General features: G+C 37.5%; 25 protein-coding genes and 1 riboswitch. Of the genes, 12 read left to right on the top strand and 13 right to left on the bottom strand.

The annotated features are described in order from the left end of the window. Window positions 1-62 precede the first annotated feature (62 nt). Window positions 63-527, top strand: a complete 465-nt coding sequence (locus H624_RS0105815) for an S-ribosylhomocysteine lyase (RefSeq protein WP_026866747.1) — start codon at window positions 63-65, stop codon at window positions 525-527. Between the two features lie 105 nt (window positions 528-632). Further along, a complete protein-coding gene (locus tag H624_RS0105810) occupies window positions 633-1,157 on the top strand; it encodes a hypothetical protein (protein ID WP_026866746.1) in 525 nt (174 codons plus the stop codon). 100 nt (window positions 1,158-1,257) lie between these two features. Here the strand turns inward: H624_RS0105810 and rbsK are convergent, their stop codons facing one another. From rbsK to H624_RS0105785, 5 genes are read right to left on the bottom strand one after another with little or no spacing between them, the layout of a single operon-like run. Next, the gene (gene rbsK, locus H624_RS0105805) at window positions 1,258-2,151 is read right to left on the bottom strand and encodes a ribokinase (RefSeq protein WP_026866745.1); all 894 of its coding nucleotides are present in this window, start codon (window positions 2,149-2,151) and stop codon (window positions 1,258-1,260) included. 21 nt (window positions 2,152-2,172) lie between these two features. Further along, window positions 2,173-3,108 (bottom strand): nucleoside hydrolase, encoded by a 936-nt coding sequence (locus tag H624_RS0105800; RefSeq protein ID WP_026866744.1) that lies wholly within the window; start codon window positions 3,106-3,108, stop codon window positions 2,173-2,175. 2 nt (window positions 3,109-3,110) lie between these two features. Beyond that, window positions 3,111-4,043, bottom strand: a complete 933-nt coding sequence (locus H624_RS0105795) for a nucleoside hydrolase (RefSeq protein ID WP_035856227.1) — start codon at window positions 4,041-4,043, stop codon at window positions 3,111-3,113. Window positions 4,044-4,085: 42 nt separating this feature from the next. After that, a complete protein-coding gene (locus H624_RS0105790; protein ID WP_026866742.1) occupies window positions 4,086-4,685 on the bottom strand; it encodes a response regulator transcription factor in 600 nt (199 codons plus the stop codon). After that, window positions 4,686-5,726: a sensor histidine kinase gene (locus H624_RS0105785; protein ID WP_026866741.1), complete on the bottom strand. Its 1,041-nt coding sequence runs from the start codon at window positions 5,724-5,726 to the stop codon at window positions 4,686-4,688. It abuts the gene before it with no gap. A 115-nt stretch (window positions 5,727-5,841) separates the two neighbouring features. Between H624_RS0105785 and H624_RS0105780 the strand changes: the two genes are divergently transcribed. Genes H624_RS0105780 through H624_RS0105770 form a run of 3 tightly spaced genes read left to right on the top strand, consistent with a single transcriptional unit; the run spans window position 5,842 to window position 8,940 of the window. Further along, window positions 5,842-6,771: an ABC transporter ATP-binding protein gene (locus tag H624_RS0105780; RefSeq protein ID WP_156889148.1), complete on the top strand. Its 930-nt coding sequence runs from the start codon at window positions 5,842-5,844 to the stop codon at window positions 6,769-6,771. Then, window positions 6,771-7,823 carry an ABC transporter permease gene (locus H624_RS0105775; protein WP_026866739.1) on the top strand — a complete coding sequence of 351 codons (1,053 nt, stop codon included), beginning with the start codon at window positions 6,771-6,773 and terminating at the stop codon, window positions 7,821-7,823. Before H624_RS0105780 ends, H624_RS0105775 begins: the two co-directional genes overlap by 1 nt. Then, complete coding sequence (locus H624_RS0105770; protein WP_026866738.1) at window positions 7,810-8,940, top strand: ABC transporter permease; 1,131 nt, start codon at window positions 7,810-7,812, stop codon at window positions 8,938-8,940. Before H624_RS0105775 ends, H624_RS0105770 begins: the two co-directional genes overlap by 14 nt. Before the next feature lie 332 nt (window positions 8,941-9,272). Here the strand turns inward: H624_RS0105770 and H624_RS0105765 are convergent, their stop codons facing one another. Beyond that, window positions 9,273-10,208, bottom strand: a complete 936-nt coding sequence (locus H624_RS0105765) for an aldo/keto reductase (RefSeq protein WP_026866737.1) — start codon at window positions 10,206-10,208, stop codon at window positions 9,273-9,275. Window positions 10,209-10,357: 149 nt separating this feature from the next. Between H624_RS0105765 and H624_RS0105760 the strand changes: the two genes are divergently transcribed. Then, on the top strand, window positions 10,358-11,248 hold the full coding sequence (locus H624_RS0105760; RefSeq protein ID WP_026866736.1) for a fructose bisphosphate aldolase: 891 nt from the start codon (window positions 10,358-10,360) through the stop codon (window positions 11,246-11,248). A 54-nt stretch (window positions 11,249-11,302) separates the two neighbouring features. Then, window positions 11,303-11,851 (top strand): cysteine hydrolase family protein, encoded by a 549-nt coding sequence (locus tag H624_RS0105755; RefSeq protein ID WP_026866735.1) that lies wholly within the window; start codon window positions 11,303-11,305, stop codon window positions 11,849-11,851. 243 nt (window positions 11,852-12,094) lie between these two features. Here the strand turns inward: H624_RS0105755 and H624_RS0105745 are convergent, their stop codons facing one another. Further along, window positions 12,095-13,531: a phospholipase D family protein gene (locus tag H624_RS0105745; RefSeq protein ID WP_026866733.1), complete on the bottom strand. Its 1,437-nt coding sequence runs from the start codon at window positions 13,529-13,531 to the stop codon at window positions 12,095-12,097. 85 nt (window positions 13,532-13,616) lie between these two features. On the opposite strand from H624_RS0105745, the gene H624_RS0105740 reads away from it, so the two are divergent. The 3 genes from H624_RS0105740 (at window position 13,617) to H624_RS0105730 (ending at window position 15,554) form a co-directional block, all read left to right on the top strand. Then, window positions 13,617-14,294: an RluA family pseudouridine synthase gene (locus tag H624_RS0105740; protein ID WP_026866732.1), complete on the top strand. Its 678-nt coding sequence runs from the start codon at window positions 13,617-13,619 to the stop codon at window positions 14,292-14,294. Next, entirely contained in the window at window positions 14,281-15,054 is a 774-nt protein-coding gene (locus tag H624_RS0105735) for an NRDE family protein (RefSeq protein WP_026866731.1), read from the top strand. Before H624_RS0105740 ends, H624_RS0105735 begins: the two co-directional genes overlap by 14 nt. After that, a riboswitch (PreQ1 riboswitch) is annotated at window positions 15,053-15,096 on the top strand. It overlaps the preceding gene by 2 nt. An 8-nt stretch (window positions 15,097-15,104) precedes the next feature. Further along, on the top strand, window positions 15,105-15,554 hold the full coding sequence (locus H624_RS0105730) for a QueT transporter family protein (RefSeq protein WP_026866730.1): 450 nt from the start codon (window positions 15,105-15,107) through the stop codon (window positions 15,552-15,554). A 204-nt stretch (window positions 15,555-15,758) separates the two neighbouring features. Here H624_RS0105730 and groL read toward each other — a convergent pair whose 3' ends face one another. Then, window positions 15,759-17,384, bottom strand: a complete 1,626-nt coding sequence (gene groL, locus H624_RS0105725) for a chaperonin GroEL (protein WP_026866729.1) — start codon at window positions 17,382-17,384, stop codon at window positions 15,759-15,761. Between the two features lie 39 nt (window positions 17,385-17,423). After that, the gene (groES, locus tag H624_RS0105720; RefSeq protein ID WP_026866728.1) at window positions 17,424-17,708 is read right to left on the bottom strand and encodes a co-chaperone GroES; all 285 of its coding nucleotides are present in this window, start codon (window positions 17,706-17,708) and stop codon (window positions 17,424-17,426) included. Window positions 17,709-17,895: 187 nt separating this feature from the next. Here groES and H624_RS0105715 point away from each other — a divergent pair, with 187 nt between their 5' ends. Continuing rightward, the gene (locus tag H624_RS0105715) at window positions 17,896-18,663 is read left to right on the top strand and encodes a CPBP family intramembrane glutamic endopeptidase (protein WP_026866727.1); all 768 of its coding nucleotides are present in this window, start codon (window positions 17,896-17,898) and stop codon (window positions 18,661-18,663) included. Window positions 18,664-18,716: 53 nt separating this feature from the next. Here the strand turns inward: H624_RS0105715 and H624_RS12920 are convergent, their stop codons facing one another. Next, complete coding sequence (locus tag H624_RS12920) at window positions 18,717-19,556, bottom strand: TPM domain-containing protein (protein WP_026866726.1); 840 nt, start codon at window positions 19,554-19,556, stop codon at window positions 18,717-18,719. Beyond that, entirely contained in the window at window positions 19,556-20,155 is a 600-nt protein-coding gene (locus H624_RS0105705) for a LemA family protein (RefSeq protein WP_026866725.1), read from the bottom strand. The genes H624_RS12920 and H624_RS0105705 overlap by 1 nt, the downstream gene beginning before the upstream one ends. Before the next feature lie 163 nt (window positions 20,156-20,318). On the opposite strand from H624_RS0105705, the gene H624_RS0105700 reads away from it, so the two are divergent. Further along, window positions 20,319-22,019 (top strand): M3 family oligoendopeptidase, encoded by a 1,701-nt coding sequence (locus H624_RS0105700; RefSeq protein WP_026866724.1) that lies wholly within the window; start codon window positions 20,319-20,321, stop codon window positions 22,017-22,019. Window positions 22,020-22,064: 45 nt separating this feature from the next. Here the strand turns inward: H624_RS0105700 and H624_RS11680 are convergent, their stop codons facing one another. Beyond that, the gene (locus H624_RS11680) at window positions 22,065-23,042 is read right to left on the bottom strand and encodes a sensor histidine kinase (RefSeq protein WP_051220497.1); all 978 of its coding nucleotides are present in this window, start codon (window positions 23,040-23,042) and stop codon (window positions 22,065-22,067) included. Continuing rightward, a complete protein-coding gene (locus H624_RS0105690; protein WP_026866723.1) occupies window positions 23,039-23,716 on the bottom strand; it encodes a response regulator transcription factor in 678 nt (225 codons plus the stop codon). Before H624_RS0105690 ends, H624_RS11680 begins: the two co-directional genes overlap by 4 nt. Between the last annotated feature and the right edge of the window lie 95 nt (window positions 23,717-23,811).

The raw sequence follows: 23,811 nt of genomic DNA, 5'->3' as shown, positions 1-23,811 counted from the left end.
TGCGACTTGTCTTCATGCTATAATAAAATTATATTATGTAATTTTAAAGGAGCTGACTCATTATGAAAAAAATGAACGTTGAGAGTTTCAATTTAGATCATACAAAAGTTGCTGCACCTTATATTAGACTTGCAGGTACAAGTGAAGGTGAACACGGTGATGTAATCTACAAGTACGATATCCGCTTTTGCCAGCCAAATAAGGAACACATGGATATGCCTGCCCTACATTCCATCGAGCATTTAATGGCTGAAAATATTCGTAATCATCACGACCGTGTGGTTGATTTAAGCCCGATGGGCTGCCAGACTGGTTTTTATTTATCAGTCTTAAATGATGATGATAAGAATGGCATTGAAAATGTGATGGAGAAAACATTAAATGATGTTTTAGAAGCTAAAGAAGTACCCGCTTGTAATGAAGTACAGTGCGGTTGGGCAGCGAGTCATAGCTTAGAAGGTGCTAAGGAAATCGCTCAAAAAATGTTAGCTGACAGAAATGAATGGGGTACAGTTTTCGCTGAATAGACACACTTTTAGGCCGCTCTTTACCTAGAGTGGCTTTTTTTATTTACATCAGTTAAAGTGACGGTTAAGATAAGTTGAATAAGGATATTAGAAAGAGGTCTTACTATGATTACACCTATATGGTTAATGTGGATGATTACGCCTGTGGCATTTATCTTCATTCCATTCAAATTATTGATTGATTGGTTTTTAATCTACCTACCACTCGGTAAAGAATATAATCGTAAAGAAATTACAGTCAAAGCATCATGGAAAATTTGGTTAACCGACATAGGTGCTCACCTTATAGCGACTGGTTTACTATATGCGACACTCTATATCGACCCACTGTTTAGATCAAATCCGTCATCTTTTGATGAAGTTAAAGAGATAAGTAATAATACACCTGACTGGATTGTCGGCTTATTTGAAGGATTGATTGCTAATCCATTCGACAGCATCTTCAGTGCTGCTGTAGTTTTAATTCTATTTTTAGTTCTTATCCTAGGGCAATACCAGCTTACAAAGAAAGTCTATGCTAAATATATCCAAGACGATAAGCAAATTATCAAATCGAGCATTATTTCTACGTTCGCTATGGCACCTTGGATTATTTTAATTCCAACTGCCTTGTTTACATCTATAGTATAGAAACATATTAAAGCCCCCTTTCTTCAATTTAATTTGGAGAAAAAGGGGGCTTGTTTTTATTATGCGAAATCATTTATTTTCTGAGTTCATGAGGGACGTCTTACTTCTTCGCACTTTCCATCTTCTCAAGTACCTTATCTAGCGTTGGCATGGCTGCTTGGGCTCCAAATGATTCAACACTGATTGATGCTGCAACATTGGCAAAGTTACAACTTTCCTCAAGTGATTTCCCTTGTGCAATATAAGACACGAAGGCACCGTTGAAGCAGTCACCAGCGCCTGTGGTATCGACTACTTTTGCTTTCATCGTGGGCACGGTAACCTTATATGCATCTACTGTGTAATAACATCCTTTACTTCCACTTGTAACCACAAATTTGTGAGCATAGTTATGAAGTAATCCTGGATGTGCCTCAGCAAGTTGAGTCAGTTCAATTTGATTTGGTGTAATGTATGTGCTGTGTTCTAAAATTTTGTCTGTCAACGCTTGTGCGGGTGCTGGATTCACCACTAGGTCAATTTTATTTTCACCACAAACTTCAGCAACATAGTCAACTGTTTCCATTGGAATCTCCAACTGAGTAACGACCATATCACTGTTTAGAATCGCTTCTTTGTGCTTATCAATCACTTCTTTTGTCATAGATGCATTGGCCCCTGGCACAATAATAATCGTGTTATCCATGGGATTTACTGTAATCATGGCGATGCCACTTTCCTTATCACCTATCATTTCAATATTCTCTACGTTAATGCCTTCATTTTTTAAATTGGCAATCATTTCTTGGCCGAAAACATCATTTCCTACTCTGCCGATAAAGGTCACATCACAGCCAAGACGGGCTGCAGCGACGGCTTGGTTGGCACCTTTACCACCACATAGGGTTGAAAATTTCTGACCAGTAAGTGTTTCTCCGATTTCTGGGTGTCGTTCTGAGGTAACGACTAAATCCATATTTAAACTGCCGATTATTGTAACTTTTGGCCCAGTCATGATTCATTTACCTCCAAGGTTTTAAAGATTCTCTAATTTATCTAATAAGATCTTCTGAAATTTATCAAGCTCAAGGTCTGTTAATAAGGTGACATTGCGACCTTCTTCTGGCGCTGTATGTCTGAGGTCGCATACGGTCATACCACGGTTAATGCCATCCGTACAGTCAACATCAACACTGACTTGTTGTCCTGTAAAGATCTCAGGGTTTGTTATATAGATGATTGCAACAACATCATGGATATGAACGAGATCACTATTAATGTAAGCCGGTGAGTCAAAGTAGAAATTCAACATATCACCAAAGGCGTGTTGAATTTTCTTATCACTATCGTATAATTCCTTCACTTGTTCACGGTTTAAACCACTTTTATGCGTCACATCTAAACCACACATTACTATAGGAAGATTAGAATCGAAGACCATTTTGCCAGCTTCAGGGTCTCCCCATATATTAAATTCAGCTGTCGGCGTTCTATTGCCGTAAGTACCTCCACCCATGATTACAATTTTTTCTATTTTGTTATTTACCTCTGGGAAGACTTTTAACAGTAAAGCAATGTTGGTTAAAGGACCAACTGGTACAAGAGTCATTTTTTCACCCTCTGGTAAGTTCATGATTGTGTCTCTCATGAAGACTATTGGATTTCCTGGCTCTACAGTTTTAGATGTTTTTGGTAATACTGTATCACCTAAGCCTGTTGTTCCATGAACATGTCCAGCATCTACTTTTTCACGCGTTAAGGGACCTGCTTGTCCACTGACTACAGGAACATCTAAATTTAAGAAATCCGTTAAAAGCAGTGCATTATTTGTGACTCTCTCAATTGTTTGATTGCCTGCAACAGTTGAAATTCCATGAACGTTTAGAACATCTTGACTTGCAGCACAGGCTGCGATTGCGATTGCATCATCGATTCCCGGATCACAGTCTATCCATAAGTTTGTTTTTGTCATAATTACACCTCACCATAAGATTCTAATACTGCCTCAAAGACATTCCAAAATTCATCTTGATCTACTGACCAAGCAAAATGTGTATTCGCTTGTAATCCAGTGACATTTAATTTATCGACAGCAGTCATACCATAAGAAAATTCACCTTTAGTTTCAATGCTGACATTGAGATGCTGCATTTCAAAGAGTTCAGGTTTCATTAAATACATTGTTGTACATGCATCGTGAATAGGCCCACCATTAAAACCGAAGTGATCTTTATAGGCTTGGCCAAAGAAGATGAGTAATTCTTTGACGAATTGTGCGATTTCGTTATCGATCTTACCGACACGTTCAACAATATCTGGAGTAGCAATTACCTGATGTGTGACATCTAGGCCAAACATAGCAATCGGAATACCACTTTCAAAAACCACCTTAGCCGCTTCTGCATCGACATAAATATTAAACTCTGCAGCTGGTGTCCAGTTGCCGAAGGTTCCGCCACCCATCAAAACAATTTCATCGATGTTTTCTTTGATTTCTGGTGCTTTTATTAGAGCCATTGCAATATTCGTTAATGGACCTGTTGGCACAAGCGTCACTTTCTCTTTTGAGCGTTTAACTTGGTCAATGATAAAGTCAACAGCGTGGCCTTCTTTCACCCTCATCGTTGGTTCTGGTAATTCAGGGCCATCCATACCTGTGTCCCCATGAATTTCCGGAGCAATTTCTGACTGTTTCACTAGTGGGCGCTCTGCACCTTGAACGACTGGTACTTCTAATTTCAAAAGTTCAGAGACTTTCAGTGCATTTTGTGTATTCTTTTCAACTTCTACATTACCTGCAACAGTCGTAATACCTAAAATATTTAAATCACTTTTCTTAGATGCTGCAATAATTATAGATACTGCATCATCATGTCCTGGGTCACAATCTAAAATTACATTCCTCATTATAATCTCTCCATTTTTTCTTTTTTATATAGTATGAGCCGATTAATTTTTATAATAATACACAGCAAGCTGTGTTCGGTCTCTTAAATCAAGTTTTGTTAACATCTGTGAGATATAATTTCTTACTGTACCCTCACTTAGATATAAGCGTTCTGATATTTCTTTATTATTTAAACCTTCTGCTACCAGTTCAATAATATCCTGTTCACGCGTGGATAATTCACCGAGAGACTTGGATGTCGACGTTGCCGACATATTTTTAACGATATTACTATCAAATACCATATTACCGGATAAGACAGCATCTATGGCTGGAATAATACCTGTTAAGTTATCCTTTAGTAAATAACCCTTACAGCCCATACCAAGTGATTGATGAATATATTCATCATCCTTAAATGTTGTTATCAAAAGTATCTTGGCATCACTGAATTCTTCTAAGATTTCTTGACTCGCTTCTAAACCGGACTTATTTCTCATTCTAATATCTGTCATTAACAAATCAGGTTGATAAGTTCGATACAATTCAATAGCTTCCTGACCATCTGAACCTGTCCCTATTACTTCATAGTTAGAATTATTGACGATTGTCGATAAGGCAGATACGACTAATGGATCATCATCAACGATTATTATCTTCATCTAGTTAGCCCCCTCCTTATAAAAAATCGCATGGACGGTAAAACCTTGGTCGTTGAATGTGTTTAGTACTCCTCCATATTTCATTACTACTTCTTTCATTGTTTGAATACCCATACCCTTATTCGGCACAGCCTCCGATGTCCCATTATCTTTGATTGTCATAGTTAAATACTTCGGATGTTCCTTGATAATCACACTAATTTCGTCACCATTTGAATGTTTAGTGATATTGGTAAGAGACTCCCGTACAATGGCCAAAATATCGATTTTTTCTTCTTGCTTAAATTCTCGATTAACATCAAAAACGAAATGTGTTTCGAAATTTTCCATGTCACTTAAATACTGTTCAATTCTTGCCTCGATATCAATCGAAGTATCATACAGATGATGAATACTATGGCGTATGTCGTTCATTCCCGTCTTTAAGCGGTCTTGTAGCATCTTTAATGATTGCTTTAATTCCGCTTCATCATTGACGAATTGTAGAGATTCAATTAATAGAATACTCGATGATAAAGAGTGTCCGAGCGCATCATGCATGTCTCTTGCAATCCGATTTCTTTCATTTAATCCCGCTAAGTATATGTCTTTTTCATGGTTTTTCATGAGTTCATTACGCTGAGCCCTTAGTCTAATATTATCCTCGGTGAGCTGGTCTCTCATATTTCTGTTCTCTTTTGTTCTTCTTTCTAATTTTAATGATAAAAAAGATAGGTACATCAGTAATACACTAAATATTAAAAGAACCCATTCCGAAAGTAAGAAGAGTGGGATGAATCCAACGATACTGTAAGGGCCGACAAGTTGTAAGAGCACATAAATCGCCCCTGGAATAAAGTAAACGAAATGTGTGTCCAAAATTAACAGCATAAACATGATGATAACAGAGAAATAGCCTATGTATGTTGTCTTAAATACATCTGATACAAAAAATAGTATAAATGACACAAGTACGATAATCACTGATGCTTCACTTTCAGCATACAGATAATAAATCAGTAAGATCAAAAAAGTCATCATCTTTTCATTTAAGTTTCCCACCGTTTCACCTCACAATATGACATTTGTCACTTGATATCATGACCAAAGACACTAACAGAAGATTCATTCCTATTATAAACTTAAATTAATCAATATTACACAGGGAGGAAATATTATGATTTCTGTCGACAAGGTCGTTAAACGCTATAAGGATGTTATTGCATTAGACCATTTTTCATTTCATGCAGGAAAAAATGAAATTGTAGGCTTACTCGGTCCGAACGGTTGTGGTAAAACAACTGCAATTAATTGCATGTTATCCCTCCTAAAATTCGATCAAGGTACGATTGAATTATTTGGACAGCCTGTAAATCCAAATAATAATAAAACAAAAGCGAGAATTGGGATCGTGCCACAAGAACTCGCTATTTTTGAAAAACTAAATGTCGTAGAAAACGTCGATTTCTTCTGTGGGCTGTATGTAAAAAATCCAGCGAAACGAAAAGAACTAGTCGATGAAGCCATTAACTTTGTAGGACTTGAAAAATATAGAAAGTTTACCCCAGGTCACCTATCAGGTGGTTTGAAGCGTCGCCTTAATATCGCATGTGGTATCGCACATAAGCCGGATATCTTATTTTTAGATGAACCGACTGTCGCCGTCGATGCCCAGAGTCGTAATTTCATTTTAGATGGCGTAAAAAAGATGAAGGATCAGGGCACAACAGTGATATATACAACCCACTATTTAGAAGAGGCAGAAGACCTATGTGATTCGTTTGTCATCATGGATAATGGGCGAAATATTGCTGCTGGTTCTTTAGAAGACTTACAGAATTCTATATCCACTACAGAAAGTATCACCGTTAAGTTCATCTCAGAACCAGACAATCTAAAGGAATTGTTGGAGAATATTAAAAACGTCAATCAAGTCATTAAATCCAACAATACCTATAACATCCAATTCGATAAAAACAATAACAATCTAACGAATTTGATTCACTTTATCGAAGAAAATTCTCTGACTTATACAGAAATACGAAGTGAACAACCATCTCTAAGTAATATCTTCCTGGAGCTAACAGGTAAGGAGTTGAGGGACTAATGAATCTCTTACGTTTAACCAAGTATTTACTGTTAATTAACTTTAAGGATTTCGGCTTCCTTTTTTGGACGATTGCTTATCCTCTCGTCTTGGTAACAATATTCATGGCAACCACAGCTAACCTTGGTAGTAATGAGCTATCTGACATTGATGTCGGCGTCGACAGTCAATATGAATATACTGCTGTCTTAGAAGAAATTGAATTTATAAATGTTCAAGAGATGACCGAGTCAAATGCACGAACCGACTTATCTGACGAAGCAATCACTGGATATATTAGTTCAGATGGAAGCCTTCTTGTAGAAGGTAGTGGTTTTGAACAAACCGTCTTAGAATCTGTTTTAAATCAAGTTCACCAAACTGGTACACTCGGAGTTTCACCAGAAAACTTTAATTATGAAACTGACTTTATTCAAACAACGGATATGGATACTGAGCCTCAAGTGGTAATGTTCTACTCGACGATAGCAATGATTTCACTCTATACCATGTTCACGAGTATGGAGCTTATTTCATCGATGAGACCGAACCTGTCTACTATGGGTGCCAGATTTTCTGCCAGCCCATTTTCTAAGTCGCTCTATATTTTAGCAAGTTCACTAGCCTCTCTCGTGTTAGGACTGTTTTCATCAGGAATTGTCATCGGCTTCTTGATGATATTCTATCAAGATAATTTGTTTAATAATCTACCTGCAACACTTGGAATCGTGCTTGCCGCGAACTTTGCCGGTCTAGGATTAGGTTACATTATCGGTTTAACACCGAAAGTAAATATAAATGTGAAATCTATCTTCCCTGTCGTACTCATTGTTGGCCTAGCATTTCTAGCGGGTCTTATGGGTCCTGGCTTAAGAGGCATGATCAATCAACAAGCACCTTTGATTAACCAGCTTAATCCACTTGCACACATTACTGATTCGATTTACCGAGTCAATTTGATGGGGAATTTTGATGGCTATTGGATGACTATTTTGTACCTTGTTGGTATCACTCTTGTCTCAGCCTTGATTACACTTGTCGCTTTAAGGAGGAAACAATATGACAATATTTAGAGTAATTCTCCTACACTTTTGGAAGTATAAGTGGCTGATCTTGCCACTTGCTATCGTGTTCTTCTTAATTGCAGCGATGTTCAGTCAATTTTCTGATCAAGGAGAGTTCGAATCACAGTCACTTAGAATCACTGTCGTTGATTATTCAGAATCTGAAAGTTCAGAGGCTTTAATCGATTATTTAGAACATGGCAATCAAGTAGAAGTTGTCAATGACAAAGCACGTTCAACATTAGAAGAAGCGGTGTTCCTTTCAGAAATTCACGGGGCGATTATTATTGATCCTAACTTTGAGGACCTCGTTCAACAAGGTGATGCTGCAGTTGAAATCATTAGTGATGAACGAGCGACAGCAAGTACTCAATTAGAGACCGAGATATCAAAAGTACTCATGTTCATGAATGCGCAATATAACGAATTAGGTCAACTCGATACAGAACAACTCGATACAGCATTAAATGAAAGAGTTGAAGTGTCTTTAAATGATGATGGCTTAGCAAGCAGTGAAGAAAACTATAACAATGCTGCTGCTTATTCTAACTTTGCTGCTTACTGGCTTATGTTACTGTTGATGTTAACGATCGGTAACTTGATGTCTGAGTACAATAAACCAGAGTTACAAAAGCGTATTATTGCAGCACCAGTATCATCTACCTCTAGCGCCATTCAAATTTTATCCAGTCAGTCTCTTGTCGGTATATTTGCAACACTCATCATGTTCTTTGGACTCGTCGGTTTATATTATGACCGTTTAGATGGTATACCACTAGGTAAGATACTCGTCGCTCTACTATTGATTACGCTATTTACACTCGCCATGCAATTTGCCATTAATGCACTGACAACAAACCGCTTCATGGTCAATGGGCTCGCGAATCTAATCACCCTAGGATTAGCCTTTATGTCAGGTATATTCGTACCAATAGAATTGTTCGGAGATACTGCAAGACGAGTCGCAGAGTTCCTACCGCTTTACCACTATACACAGATTTACGGTGCCTCAGACATCACTTGGTCAGAGACCATACCGTCAATCGCAGTGTTGCTCCTATACACTGTAGCTTTCTTGATTATTGGAATTATTTTCAACAATCAACGGAAAAGTACACAGTTATGATGAAGTTATCAGGGTTAGGATAAAATTCCTAGCCCTTTTTTCTATAAGTCCACTGTATTCGGGTGAGTTGTGGAAATTTCTCCATGATTTTTCTATAAGTCGGTGGCTTCTACGGCACATGTAGAATTTTTGGTCACTTTTTTCTATAAGATGCTAGTTTTGATGATACTTATAGAACTTTAAACCCCTTTTTTCTATAAGACCCTAGTTTTGATGATACTTATAGAAAAAAGCGCACCGACTCCTTGGGAAGTATCGTCATCGTGAGTATTCAGGCTCACGTGACGCCCCAGGAAACGAAGTGCGCTTTTTATAATAGACTAGCAACCAAGCTATTTACTAAACAATTCATCTATAAATTCAACATCTTCTGGATCTAAGTCAATTTCTGCCGCTCTCATGTTTGCTTTAATTTGTTCACCTTTTTTAGCACCAGGAATAATCACATCTAATGATGGTCTAGTGAAGTAAAATGCAAGTACAATCTGTGCAACATCTTCACCGTATTTTTCTGCTAAGGATTTTAATTGATCAACTTTAGCCAAGTTCTCCTTAAACGTATCTTCCTGGTAGAACGGAAGGTTGGCTCTTAAGTCATCAAATTTTGTATTTTCATCATACTTCCCTGCTAACAAGCCTGCAGCTAAGGGGAAGAAAGGAATGAAGGTAATGTTGTTATCTGCAGTATATTGTAAAATTCTATCCTCTGCTTCTCTATTAAAGAGATTATATTCATTTTGAATGACGTCCACATAACCATCTTGGTTCGCTTCTTTAAGTTGTTCTAAAGAAAAATTTGAGACGCCAATCGCCTTAATTCTTCCTTGTTCTTTTAATTCTTGTAAGGCTGAGACTGCCTCATTTTTCGGTGTTTTATCGTCAGGATTGTGAATATAAAATAAATCTATATAATCAGTGTCTAATCTTTCTAGCGCTTCATCTACGGCTTGACGAAAAAATTCTGGTGAATTATCAACAAACATTTCTCCGTTGTCATCATAGTTCTGTGCTGCTTTAGTCGCAACAACAATATCTTCACGATTATATTCTTTTAATACTTCACCAATTAGTTCCTCAGAACGCTTAGGGCCATATATAAAAGCGGTGTCTAACATAGTTACGCCTGCATCAATTGCTTCTCTAACTGTATTTTTCCCCGCTTCTTCATCAACATCTTTGTATAGGTTATGTCCACCTACAAAGTTTGTCCCAAGTGCAATTGGGTGTACAGCAACTTCTGATTTACCTAATGAAACGAATTCTGCCATGAGTGTACCTCCTAAGTTTTGTGTGAATCATTAATGCTACTTTCATCCTAACTGAAATTTGCTTAAAGGTTAAAGATTTGAACTTGCAGTTAAGCGCTTTTTTTAGCATACTATAAAGGAGTGTAAAACTTTTAAAGGAGTGATATTTAATGAATCAAGAACAGCTTGATAAAGTAAAACAAGGAAACGGCTTTATAGCTGCCTTAGACCAAAGTGGCGGAAGTACACCTAAAGCATTAAAAGCTTATGGTGTCGATGAAAGCCAGTACTCTAATGAAAATGAAATGTTCGACCTTGTACATGAAATGCGTACACGTATTGTCACTTCACCTTCATTTACTTCTGATAAAGTTCTAGGTGCGATCCTTTTCGAACAGACAATAGACCGTGAAGTTGAAGGTGAATACACAGGAAATTATTTAGCAAACAAAGGTGTTGTACCTTTCTTAAAAGTCGACAAGGGCTTAGCTGACGAAAAGAATGGCGTACAGTTAATGAAACCTATGCCGGACCTTGAAGATTTACTAGCGCGTGCAAATGACCGTAACATCTTCGGTACAAAAATGCGCTCTAACATCCTTTCAGCAAATGAAGCAGGCATTAAGTCAATTGTTGACCAGCAGTTTGAAGTGGGTAAACAAATTATTGCTGCTGGCTTAGTGCCAATCATTGAGCCTGAAGTTAACATTCATGCTGAAGACAAAAAAGAGATCGAAGAAATCTTAAACAGAGAAATCATACAACAATTAGACACACTTGCTGAAGATGAGTTAGTGATGTTGAAATTGACAATCCCAACAGTTGCGGATCAGTACAAAGCATTAGTTGATCACCCTAATGTGATTCGTGTTGTTGCCTTATCTGGTGGATATAGTCGTGACGAAGCAAACGAATTACTAAAAGAAAACCACGGTGTGATTGCCAGCTTCTCACGTGCACTTTCTAGTGATTTACGTGCGGACCAATCAGATGAAGAATTTGATGCGAAACTTGCTGAAGCAATCGATTCAATCTACGATGCATCAGTAAATAAAAAATAATATTAAAAAAAGACAATGGTAGCTACCATTGTCTTTTTTATAAAGGAGAATCCATTGATGAAAGGATTATTAAATATTGATTACACCTATGACTTTGTTGCAGATGACGGGAAGCTCACAGCCGGTAAACCCGCACAAGATGTACACGATGCGCTTGTAAAAATTACTAAGGATTTTATCGACAATGGTGACTATATAATCTTTGCAATTGATGCGCATGAAGCAGATGATACCTATCATCCAGAAACCAAGCTTTTCCCACCCCACAATATCATTGGTACAAGTGGTCGTGACTTATACGGGGAGCTAGAAGTACTGTATCAGGAAAACAAAGATAAGGATAACGTCTACTATACCGATAAAACCCGCTACTCCGCTTTTGTTGGTACAGATGTAGAGCTGCGTTTGAAAGCTCGGGGAATTACTGAACTGCATCTTGTTGGTGTGTGTACAGATATTTGTATTCTACACACAGCTATTGATGCCTATAACAAAGGCTTTGATATTGTCATTCATGAAGCTGCTGTTCAAAGTTTTAATGAAGATGGACATAAAGCTGCGTTGGATCACTTTAAGAATTCCTTAGGTGCAAAAATAATTTAAAACAGCTCGGTCTGGTGATATGTTACTGTTTTTGACAGCACTTATCACCATTTCTACTCTTTTCGGTAATAAGTCACCTTTATTTTTGACACTTATCACCATTTTTACTCTTTTCGGTGATAAGTCACCTTTATTTTTGGCACTTATCACCATTTTTACTCTTTTCGGTGATAAGTCACCTTTATTTTTGGCACTTATCACCATTTTTACTCTTTCCGGTGATAAGTACTCATTAAATATAAATCAAAATGTCGATAGACCGAAAAATTCTTGTATTCTATATAAAATATTCTTACCAAGTGAATCTTCAGCCTCTTCTTCATAATCTAAAGTGTATTCTGCCCCGTCATTATTCCAAAGTGTGTCATAGTACGTCGTCACATGGGAAGAAAAGTCACTACCTTTTGGTGCAGTCACCATCATATTCGTCTCGAGGTTATAATCGTCTAAATTTCGTCTCGTAAAATTAGCTGACCCACCATTAAATATGACTTCATCCTCTGCTTCTAACATGATAAATTTCGAATGATATTGCTCTCCACTCGATTTATACCAACGGATTTCTGGTGGATTTTCATAGGACATCAATTCATCTGCGACGGGTTTATTTGGCACCCCGTTCTTCTCATTACCGAAGGCATCTTTATTTATATCCAAAATCAACTTTACATTCACGTCACGGTCGACTGCTGATTTCAACGCCTCAATAACATCACGGTCTGACAAATAAAACAGCCCAAGCTTCAGATGATCTTCAGAATCAGCCTCATCTATCATAGTCAAAATATTTTCTTTAATCTTACCTTCTGTCATGAATTTCACTTTGTATTCGCCAGTCTCATCTTCAGCTTCAAGCCCATCTTTAAAATCACTAAAGATTCGTGTATCTCCACCGCTAAAGTTCACGACAGCTCTTTCTGAATCTAGAAATTCTTCGATAATTGGTCCACTAGTCTTTAAAGCAATATTTGAATGATGTGCACTCGCATCGTGTGGGTTTAAGGAAGTTACCAATACATCTTTCTCATTAATGACAACTTTTCTATGATTGGCTTTAAAGTTCAACATCTGTATATATGAACGAATATTAACTTCAGGGCCATCGGGCCTAAGCACATTGGTCAGCCAAGCTTCTTTTGAGGTCCCAAAATGCTGTAAATACGAACGATAAACCCCTGAATAAATCGAGTTAGAGTCTCTGAGCTTAGATAAATCAGTATAGATAAGGTTGATACCCGCTTCTTCAAGAGCAGCCAGGTGATCTGGTGTATAGGTTCCATAAAATGTATTGATCGGATCTGTTATAAAAACAATTTCTAAGTCTGGATTTTTATTCTTTTTTTCAATTAGTTTGTTTGCTAAGTCTTGTGACAATGTAGGAAAATCTAAAGTTTCATGATTATAATCATCATTGAATAAAAACATATCTATAACTAAGAAGTCTTCTGCCTCATCAATCATCTGGTAAATCTCATCAATAATTTGTTGCTTGGACTGTGACTCACCTTCAGCATTCATCAAAGTAATGTCATACAAAAAATTCACATCATCAGTTTGATAGACTTCTGATTCATAGGAAACACCATTTGGAACCGGCATAAAATGGCGAGCTGTCATCACTACTAAGGGGATGAGCACGATAAATAACAAAACGATGTACAAGACGTAACGCTTTTTCATAAGTCACCTCATCTGAGTCATTCACGCATTAATGACGCCCCAACATGATATAATATAAACTACCAATTTTAAGGAGCTTAAATTCGTGAATATCAATGTATTATATGAAGATAATCATCTGTTGATTGTCGACAAGCCTGTTAATATACCTGTTCAAGCGGACTCTTCAGAAGATGAAGATCTCTTAACTCTATTAAAAGCATATATAAAAGAAAAATACAATAAGCCTGGAGATGTTTTTTTAGGTCTAGTACACCGTCTAGACCGTCCCGTTGGTGGTGCGATTGTGTTTGCAAGAACATCTAAAGCTGCATCCAGACTATCAAATGAAGTACGTTTGCATAAGTTAGAACGTGAATACCATGCGGTAGTTGAAGGTACTTTGAATCAGAAAAAAGGGACCTTAACGAATTATCTCTTCAAAAACCAGGCAAAAAATATTTCAAAAGTTGTACACAAAAACCACAAAAATACCAAAGAGGCAAAACTGGACTATGAAGTCAAAGAGGCAGTAGATGGTTTATCTTTAGTTAAAGTAAAACTACACACAGGTCGATCACATCAAATTAGGGTCCAATTGTCCCATGCAGGCCACCCATTAATTGGCGATCAAAAATACAATAAAAATGCTGAAGCTGGAAGACAGATAGCCTTATATTCAACTTACTTAAAAGTGAAGCACCCAACAAAAGATGAATATATTGAGGTTAGCTGTCAGCCGCCTAGAACCTATCCATGGAGTGAGTTTAATGTGTTTAATTAATTTTAATATTGGCGCACACCCTAAATATAAGATGATTATTGCAGCCAATCGTGATGAGTCCTATGAACGACCAACTTCACAAATTGCTTGGTGGGATGATCATCCAAATATTTTTGGTGGTCGGGATTTAAAAGCAAATGGGACCTGGCTTGCGGTCACAAAATCAGGTAAAATAGGAGCATTGACTAATATTCGTAATGTCGAAGAAATGACCAAGATTGCTGACAAGTCTCGTGGTGAATTGATTGTTAATTATCTGTTATCAAACCAAAATGGTGAAGAATATTTAAATCAATTAAAGTATAAAAAAGAAGATTATGCTGGCTATAACCTACTCGTTGGAGACACTGACCGTCTCTACTATATGAACAACTATCAGTACGATATCAGTGAAGTGACACCTGGTACCCATGGGCTGTCCAATGAATTCCTTAATAGCCCATGGCCAAAAGTTTTAATCGGTAAAGTCGAACTGGACAAAGTACTTACCGATGATGACATTGATGTCGAAGCATTGTTTACATTACTCGGCAATACTAGAGAAGCATCAGATGATCAAGTCCAACAAACAGGTGTGGACTTTGAATTAGAGAAACAACTCTCACCATTATTCATCAATATTCCAGATTTTGAATATGGTACAAGATGTTCTTCAGTCATTCTTGTTGATCACGATGATAATATAACTTTTATCGAGCGGACTTTCTATAAAGGTCAGCAAACTGGTGAAAGAAAAGAAACGATTATAGTCAAAAAATAATACACAGGTTCGCAAACTCCCTGTCAAAAAAACTAAGGAGATTTACCATTATGAACGTAAGAGATATGGCAATAAATGCCGTCTTAGCAGCAATTTATGTTGCACTCACAGTCATCAACCCTATCGGTACTGGTGCTATTCAACTGAGAGTCAGTGAGATTCTCTGTGTCATTCCATTTTTTAACCGCAAATACATCCCAGGTATTTTATTAGGTTTAGCAATTGCTAATGCCTTTTCTAGCTTAGGTCTTATAGATGTTGCTGTCGGTTTAGTAATCGGAATCATCGCGTACACGATTTCATATTTCGTTAAAAATGTATGGCTCAACGCCGTACAATATTCTATACTTTCCGGACTAATTGTCGCTCTAGCACTTTACCTAGTGCTTGGCATTCCATATTGGTTCAGTGTCATGACTGTCGGGGCTTCTACACTGATTATGACGCTAATTGGAACCTTCATATTTAAGAAGTTTGGCGATAGAATCTTGCCAGAATAATAATGAGTAACCCTTGATCACATGTGATCAAGGTTTTTTTTGTCTATTGGCTAGTATTTTCGGCATGCCCAATAGAATTTTCACCCTCTTTTGTCTATTCGACTCTCATTTCATGATGACTTATAGACTTTCCTCCACCAAAATCAAATATAAAAAAGGTATGCCCCTTATAAAGGGACATACCTCAATCAAAATTCATATCTATTACATCATACCTGGCATGCCGCCGCCCATGCCATTCATGTCACCGCCACCGTTTTCTTCTGGAATGTCAGCAACAACAGCTTCTGTTGTTAAGAACATTGCAGCGACTGATCCTGCATTTTGTAGGGCAGAACGCGTTACTTTAGTAGGATCCACAATGCCTGTTTCTACCATGTTAACCCATTCGTTTGTTTTAGCATTATATCCAACACCAACTTCTTGATTTTTAAGTTGTTGTACAATCACTGAACCTTCTAGTCCAGCATTTTCAACAATTTGTCTTAATGGCGCTTCTAATGCTTTAAGGACAATATTGATACCTGTTTGTTCGTCACCTTCTGCCTCTAATTCAGCGACTTTACTGTGAACACCTGCAAGTGCTGTCCCACCACCTGCAACGATACCTTCTTCAACAGCTGCACGTGTTGAGTTCAGGGCATCTTCGATACGTAGTTTACGTTCTTTCATTTCAGTTTCTGTTGCCGCACCAACTTTGATCACTGCAACACCACCTGCTAATTTAGCAAGGCGTTCCTGAAGTTTTTCTTTATCGAAGCTTGAAGTTGTTTCTTCAATTTGTGCTTTGATTTGACCGACGCGTCCATCGATTACATTTTTGTCTCCTGAACCTTCAACGATTGTCGTATCATCTTTAGTAACGTGAACTTTACTTGCACTACCTAGTAAGTCTAAAGTTGCGTCTTTAAGTTCAAGTCCTAACTCATCAGTGATCACTTGACCACCTGTTAATACTGCAATGTCTTCTAGCATCGCTTTACGACGGTCACCAAATCCAGGTGCTTTAACTGCGATCACATTAAATGTACCGCGGATTTTGTTTAAAACTAAGTTTGTCATTGCATCGCCATCAACGTCGTCAGCAATAATTAGAATTGGACGTGAAGATTGAACGATTTGTTCCAGTAATGGCACTAAGTCTTGGATATTAGAAATCTTCTTATCAGTGATTAAAATATAAGGGTTATCCAGTTCAGCTAACATTTTCTCTGAATCCGTCACCATATAAGGAGATAAATAACCACGATCAAATTGCATACCTTCAACGACTTCCAATTCAGTTTTGAAGCCACGTGATTCTTCAATCGTGATGACACCGTCATTGCCGACTTTCTCCATAGCTTCAGAGATATACTCTCCAATTTCAGGATCATCTGCTGAGATTGAACCAACTTGAGAAATAGATTCTTTGTCTTGTACAGGTTTAGAAATTTCTTGAAGTGCTTCTACTGCACGGTCTACCGCTCTCCCAATACCTGTACGTATACCAACTGGGTTTGCACCACTTGTTACGTTCTTAAGACCTTCTTGAATCATCGCATGCGCAAGTACTGTCGCAGTTGTTGTACCGTCACCAGCAATTTCATTTGTCTGGTTTGCAACTTCTGCTACAAGTTTTGCACCCATGTTTTCATATCGGTCTTCAAGTTCAATTTCTTTTGCAATCGTCACACCATCATTAGTGATTAATGGTGCAGCATATGGTTTATCTAAAACGACGTTACGTCCTTTAGGACCCATCGTCACTTTTACAGCATTCGCTAATTTGTCCACACCAGCAAGCATTGACTGACGTGCATCTTCTGAAAACTTAAGTTCTTTAGCCATGATTATACCTCCAAAATTTCATAATATGTTAATTATTAATTATTCTACAACTGCTAAGATTTCTGAATCTGATAAAATTAGGTAAGTATTGTCACCATATTCAACTTCTGAACCAGCAAATTTCTGATAAACGACTCTGTCGCCTTCTTTAACTTGCATATCTACAGTCGTTCCATTCTCTAATACACGGCCTGTACCAACAGCAACGACAACACCTTCTTGAGGTTTTTCTTTTGCCGAGTCAGTTAAAATAATACCGCTAGTTGTTTTTTCTTCTTTTTGAGTTAAATCTACTATTACACGATTTCCAATTGGTTTTAGCATGGAAATGGCCTCCTTATTATTCTTGCTTAATTATAAAAGAACAATGAGCTGGCACTCTTTATATCAGAGTGCTAACATAATTTATATTAATCAAAATTGGTCAATATTGCAAGCAAAAAGACTGAAATACTTTTGACTTACTTCATTTTAATGTAAGATAAAACTATTCGAAATTGGGGGTTTAATCTTGAGACGCTTATATAGCCTACTTATAATTTTAACATTCTTGGCAGTACAATTTGCACTCTTACCTATCGGTTTGGTTTTTGCTGCTTTAGATCCGACACTTGGACCAAATGAACTGGTCGAAAAAATGATTCCATATCAGATTATTACCTTTGCACTCGGTGCAATCATCGTTATCGTTATCGGTAACCTTCACAAGAACAAAAATCGTATTGAACTTGGCAAACAGTCTGATCCATTACTTACAACAGTATGGATTATCGGTGGGGTTGTACTCGCCTACCTTTCACAAATTGTCGCAAGTTTAATCAATATTTCTATACTCGGAAACCCTGTCGAAAGTGAAAATACGATGGAAATCGTCGATATGATTTTCTCTTCACCATTTATGGTGCTCGTCGTCGTATTATTTGGACCGATTATAGAAGAGTATGTATTTAGAAGAGCAATATTTGCTGAGATTTTTGAACTATTTAAAGCAAATTCAAGGACTCAAAAAGTCATTGCCTTCTTAATTGCAGGTCTCGTGAGTGGTTTAATATTTGCTGTTGCTCACGCTGACTTCACTCATATTCTTGTCTATCTTTCTATGTCATATGTATTTAGTTTCTTATATGTCATGAGTGGCCGATTACTCGTTCCAATCATCGTGCATATCTTGATGAACGGTATCGTTGTCTTGATTCAAACTGTCTTTAGGGATTATTTAGAACAGGCGGCTGAACTCCAAGACCAACTCAATACAATTCTAACGACATTCTTTATGTAAAATTAAAAACGCTCTGTAGTATTAGCTACAGAGCGTTTTTACATGCTTATCTTTTAGAATCCTCGGCCAGCGCCACCGCCGCCTCCGGACCCTCCACCGAAGCCACCGAAACCTCCGCCGCCAAAGCCGCCGGAGCCTCCTGATGAACCACCTCCGGGTGGGAAGAAAATGACCGGGCCGTTACGACCACGACGTCTACGGCCACCTGAGCCGCCAGTTCCTGAACCACCGGAACCGCCGTTAAATATAGAGTAGATTACATATAAAATCACCATAAAGATTGCGAGTCTAATTAGAATAGCAAAGAAGCTGTCAGGCTCTTCTTCACCTTCATCAGACGCTGGTTGTTCTCTTGTAAACTCCCCATCTTCATAGCCGTATGCTTCTAAGGACTCCTCGTAAATCGCAGTGTATAGGTTAGTCATTGCTGTCTCATAATCACCCGCAACAAGATCATCATATGCGACGTTATCTATAATTCGTCCGAGCTTGGCGTCGTTTAGATACCCCTCTACGCCATAACCAACTTGAATTTCCACACCTCTATTATTAAACTCATTGTCATTATCAAGATTAAGGAAGATAACAATCCCATTATCTTCTTCACTTTTACCTACACCATATTCTCTGAGTGCACGTAATGCGAAGTCTTGACGGTGTTCTTGACCTGTTGAATCCATGGTAAGTAATAATAGCTCAGCACCGGTACCTTCTTCTAAATGCGTACCCATGTCATTGATTTCAGATATGGCAGATTGACTGAGTACATCAGCATTATCCTGCACAAAATAATGATTTTCATTAAGCGCCGGTAAATCGACTCTTGCTTCTGCTGGCGTCGTAATAAGTAAAAAGCTCAAAACGACACCAATAAAAGCAATAAGCTTTTGCATTACTCGCCACCGTCTTCGTCATCTTGGTTCGTATTAAAATCAACCTCTGGTGCATCCTGTGCAGAATCATCCGCTTCGAAGTAAGGTTTTTCATCGAAGTTAAAAATACCAGCAATAATATTCCCTGGGAAGGTTCTTGTATTTCTATTGTACTCTTGAACTGCTGTGTTGTAATCTTGGCGTGCGACAGCAATTCTGTTTTCCGCACCTGCTAACTCATCTCTTAGACCTGTAAATTGCTCACTTGCCTGTAGTTCTGGATAGTTCTCAGAAATTGCTAATAAACGAGACAAAGCACTCGTCATCTCATTATTTGCCTCAGCCATTTCTTCGACATTACCTTCAGAACTTGCAATTCTAGAACGAGCATCTGCAATATCAGTAAATACTTCTTCTTCATGTGAAGCATAACCTTGAACTGTGCTCACTAGGTTTGGAATTAAATCCCCACGTCTTTGGAGCTGTGTTTCGATCTGAGATTGTTTTCCATTAACCTCTTCATCTAAATTAACTAAGCTGTTGTACCTTGGTACAATCATAATTAAAACAATAATAATAACTGCTGCAAATACACCAATCGGTATCAGATACTTTTTCATATGTGCGCCTCTTTTCAATATACTTTTTAATTAACGATAAAAACCGTTATTTTATAATACCCATATTCACCCTATTTATTGCAAGATTTGATCGCTTATTTATAGTAGATTTTTTAAAGCTTGTGCTAAAATGGCATCAAGACACTTAAGGGGGAATATAAGGATGGTAACAAAGTTCAAAGATTTTAAATATGAACGACCTGATTTAGAAAAATTTGAAGCGACAGTAGACGAACTATTAGGGGAGTTCGACGCGAGTGAAACTGTAGATGATCAAGTTGCTGTAATCGATAAGTTAAACGTCGAATTTGATCATTTAGATACGATGGCTACACTTGCATCTATCCGTTCTTCTATCGATACTAGGGATAAGTTCTACGATGAGGAACGTACCTTCTTTGATGAAAATGAGCCGTCATTTACTGAGATTCAAAATCGATATCGTAAAGCGATTACTGAAAGTAAATTTAGAAGTGAACTTGAAGAAAGATTTGGAGCACAATTGTTCGCACTATCTGACAATGCTTTAAAATCTTTTGATCCATCAGTTAAGTCACTACTTCAAAAAGAAAATAAATTATCCACACAATATGATAAGTTACTCGCATCAGCTGAAATCGACTTCGATGGTAAGAAGCTCAATCTTTCTGAATTTGCACCCTACACTCAAAATCCTGACCGCCAGGTCAGAAAAGATGCTGCCTTAGCAGTGAATGGCTTTATGGGTGAGCACTTAGAAGAGATTGATGATATTTATGACCAACTTGTAAAAACACGTCATGAAATCGCGACGACTTTAGGTTATAAAGACTTTGTCGAACTTGGATATATTCGTATGAATCGTATCGACTATGACCGTACAATGGTTGAGAAATTTAGAAAGCAAGTTGAAGAATATGTCGTTCCAATTGTTACAGAGCTTAAAGAACGTCAGCGTCAACGCATCGGTCTTGATTCATTGAAGAGCTATGATAGTAACTTTGAATTCTTAACAGGAAATGCAACACCTAAAGGGAAAACTAAAGATATTATGAACAATGGTGCTGAGATGTATAAAGCACTCTCACCTGAAACAGATGAGTTCTATACCTTTATGACAGACCGCGACCTCTTTGATGTAGAAGCTAAGAAAGGTAAAGAAGGCGGCGGTTATTGTACGATGATCGCTGACTATAAGGCGCCTTTTATCTTCTCTAACTTTAATGGTACACAAGGTGATGTTGAAGTTCTAACTCATGAAGCAGGACACGCATTCCAGACATATATGTCACGTAATATTACAGTACCTGAATATTCATTCCCGACATTAGAATCTGCAGAGATTCATTCTATGTCTATGGAGTTCTTCACTTATCCATGGATGGAACTGTTCTTTAAAGAAGATACGGATAAGTTTAAGTTCTCTCATATGGCAGACTCTATTTCGTTCTTACCATACGGTGTAGCAGTGGATGAATTCCAGCATGTCGTCTATGAAAATCCAGAATTAACACCAGAAGAAAGACGTCAAGAATGGAAGAAAATTGAGGCTAAATATTTACCATCAACAGATTATGATGGTATTGAACCACTAGAATCCGGTGCCTTCTGGCATAAGCAAGGCCACATCTTTGGTGCCCCGTTCTACTATATTGACTACACACTTGCTCAAGTATGTGCCCTACAGTTCTGGAAACGTGCCAAAGAAGACTTTGAAGATGCTTGGAAAGACTACCTTGCACTATGTAAAGTCGGCGGTTCCTTACCGTTCAATTCACTTGTAGAACTCGCTAACTTGAAATCACCATTTGAAGAAGGTTCACTAGAGTCAGTAATTGATGAAGTGCATAGCTACCTTAACTCAATTGACGATAAGAAATTATAAGATGAATGACAAAGACCATCCTCTTGGATGGTCTTTTTGTATCAATTATTCGTCGAAGTTTATGGTTACAACTAAGCCACTGTCTTCCTTAAAATTCAGGTTGAAGCCTAGTTTTTCAGCAAGTAAGTCCATAATTTTTAAGCCAATACCTGCACCACTTCCTTTACTATCTTCACTCAATCCTCGGCCTTTATCGGAGATAATAATCGCCTGATTGTTCAGTTCAAATTTTATATATTTTCCGTCATGTGCATGCCTTAGAACATTTTGTACGATGTTATTTAAAAGACGGTTTATCATATTAATATCAGTAGATATTTTAATATCTTCATTTTGGATATCTACGTCTACCGTAAAACCTTCTTCTTCAAATACTAGATACCAGTTGGCGATATAGGACCTTAGATGTCTACTTAAGTTAATGTTTTCTTCTTCATAAGGGTGTTTGTTGGCACTGAGTAATGAAAAAGCTAATAGACTATCAATTAGATGACTTATATCATCTATATTATTGTTCATCGTCCTAACTTCTTTGGCATATTCATTTTGATCAAACGAAGACATCTGTGCTCTCATAGCCGTCAATGGTGTCTTTAAGTCATGTGACAGATTCGCTATTAATGTCCTTCTCAGTTTCTCTTCATCTAGCTCTTTTTGGTAACTCTCATTTAACTTCTGTACCATCTCATTGAAACTTTCTTCTAATTCACCAATTTCGTCATCTTGGCTAATTTCTATAGGTTCCAATTCTGTACGATCATTCTCTAACTGCATTGACTTTTGAAGGTGAACAATCCGTCGTCTTATTCTCATAAAGAAATAAAAAGATATGATTAAGTAGATTAAACAAATGCCAAAGAACAATAAAAATGTAATCACATAACGGCTCTTAAGTTCTGTGAAATTCGGAAATATTGTAGGTATAATCACAACTGATATATATAGTGAGAATGGTAAAATCACTATTCCAATTAAAGTTAGGACAATAAACTGATATAAGAGTCTTCTTTTAGTTTTTTTCATAATCTCACCCGATATCCAATTCCGCGTATCGTTTCGATAATTTTTGGCTGACTCGAATCATCTTCTATCTTTTCTCTTAGGTGCCTAATATGGACATTGATGGACTTATCTCCAGCTATATAGGATTCATTCCACACAGCCTCATAGATTTGTTCTTTGGTGAGGATTTGGTTTTTATTTTCTAATAGAAAGAAGAAGATTTTTAGTTCCTTAGCTGTCAGCCTAATTTCCTCGTCATTTCTATCATCAAAAACTTGATGTTCATTTAGATAAACTTTTAAATGCTCAATTTCAATCATTTCATTTTGCCTCTGACCCTGCCCCTGTCGTCTCATCAACATGTTGATTCTTGCAATCAATTCTTCCATGCTAAAAGGCTTTGTTAAATAATCATCAGCAAAACCGAGCCCTTGTACTTTATCTTCTACTGCACCTAGTGCTGTTAACATTATGAGTGGTTTATCGGCATATTTATTTTTTATACGTTGACCAACTGTGAAGCCATCAATACCCGGTAGCATGACATCTAATATCACTAACTCATGGTTTTCAGCAAGACTCACTGCCTCATCTCCTGACTTTAACCAAGTCACTGTCATGCCAGAATCTACTAACTCTCGTTCCACCCACTCACCAATTTCTACATTATCCTCAACATATAAAACTGAAATCATCGACTCACCTCTTTAGTTCATTATAAAGTGAATTCACTTTATATAGATAGCTCGAATCAATTCTTAAACTAAACTTAAACTTGAACAAAACTTCA

The sequence above is a fragment of the Jeotgalicoccus marinus DSM 19772 genome, from assembly GCF_000425825.1.
In the GTDB taxonomy this organism is placed as follows: domain Bacteria; phylum Bacillota; class Bacilli; order Staphylococcales; family Salinicoccaceae; genus Jeotgalicoccus; species Jeotgalicoccus marinus.
The sequence above is the reverse complement of the archived record's forward strand: the minus strand, read 5'-3'. Positions and strand labels throughout refer to the sequence as shown.